Source organism: Mycobacterium sp. E183, from assembly GCF_001667735.1.
Classification (GTDB): Bacteria; Actinomycetota; Actinomycetes; order Mycobacteriales; family Mycobacteriaceae; genus Mycobacterium.
The window spans coordinates 1-1,269 of record NZ_LZJN01000149.1 but is presented as its reverse complement, the minus strand read 5'-3'; the positions used below and the strand labels follow the sequence as shown (position 1 = coordinate 1,269).

The 1,269-nt window shown below is 70.1% G+C and carries 1 protein-coding gene and 1 pseudogene; one reads left to right on the top strand and one right to left on the bottom strand.

Annotated features, from left to right (window positions below; genetic code table 11):
* Positions 1 to 232 precede the first annotated feature (232 nt).
* Entirely contained in the window at positions 233 to 637 is a 405-nt protein-coding gene (locus tag A5691_RS16860; protein WP_067749962.1) for a hypothetical protein, read from the top strand.
* 5 nt (positions 638 to 642) lie between these two features.
* Here the strand turns inward: A5691_RS16860 and A5691_RS16855 are convergent.
* Positions 643 to 1,233: pseudogene (locus A5691_RS16855) on the bottom strand (DUF3060 domain-containing protein); the annotation flags it as partial.
* Positions 1,234 to 1,269 lie beyond the last annotated feature (36 nt).

Below are 1,269 nucleotides of genomic sequence, written 5' to 3'. Positions count from 1 at the left end.
GACACCAGCAGGAGGCCGCCCGCCTCCGCACCTTCGCGGGTGCCGCCGATCGCCGCAATGACCGCGCCGGCCGCGCCCGCGCAGCCCCCGGTGACGATGTACCTGCACTTCCCGTTCGTCACGGTGCCCATTCCCATCACCCCGCCGCCCCCGCCCGGGCGATGAGGACGTGGCGCGTGAGGGCGACTGCGCGCACACTGGGCGGTAACGGCATGAGCGGCGAGGAGGTCGCGTGGGCGAATACGGTGCGTTCGGGTTCGATCCCGACGAGTTCGATCGAATGATCCGCGAAGGCAGCGAGGGCCTGCGCGACGTGTTCGAGCGGGTCAGCAGGTTTGTCGCGGCGCCAGGAGCCCGGTCCGGGTGGTCGTCCATCTTCGAGGACCTGTCGCGGCGCCCCCGCCCGGAGCCGGAAACCGCCGGCGAGGCGGGCGACGGCGTCTGGGCGATCTACACGGTGGACGCCGACGGTGGCGCGCACGTCGAACAGGTCTACGCGACCGAGCTCGACGCGCTGCGGGCCAACAAGAACAACGTCGACCCCGCGCGCAAGGTGCGGTTCCTGCCGTATGGCATCGCGGTCAGCGTCCTCGACGGCGATTCGCACGACGACGACGAATCCACCGAGGCGCCGTAACGGCCTCAGCCCTGCTGGACGACGTTCGCACTACCCGAGTTGCTGACCTTCGGCGTGCCCGAGTGGTACGTCACCTTGTTGCTCAAGCCGGAGGCTTGGATGCTGTCGACGGCGTCGACGGTGATCTCGTTCTGCACGCCCGACACGCTGAGGCTGGCGCAGTGACCGCTGATCACCACCGTGTTGGACACCCCGCTGACGTTGACGACGTTGTCGTCGCAGGCGATCGTCCGGTTCTCGCCGATCCCGGAGATCGTCACCTCGCTGCCCGGCGGCGGCGTGGGTGAGGTGGACGTGGTGGTCGACCTCGGCGGCTTGGTCCGTGTAGTCGTCGAGGTGCCGCCCGGGGTGGTGGCCGGGGGACTGAAGGTGTTGGTGAAGGTCGGCGGGGAGTTGATGATCGAGCGGACACCGGAGAGCTGGTGTGTCGCGAAGGCGGCGATGCCCCCGGCGAGCGCCAGCACGCCGACCGCGATGATCGTGCCCACGATCCACCACATCCGATTGCCCGAGGGGCCCTGAGGCGGCGGGCCGCCGAGCGGGCCGCCATAGCTCCACGCGGGCGGTGGCGGAGGGGGCCCCGCCGGGCCGGGCGAATGGCATATTCAACCCATGGCAGCAAACGACGACCC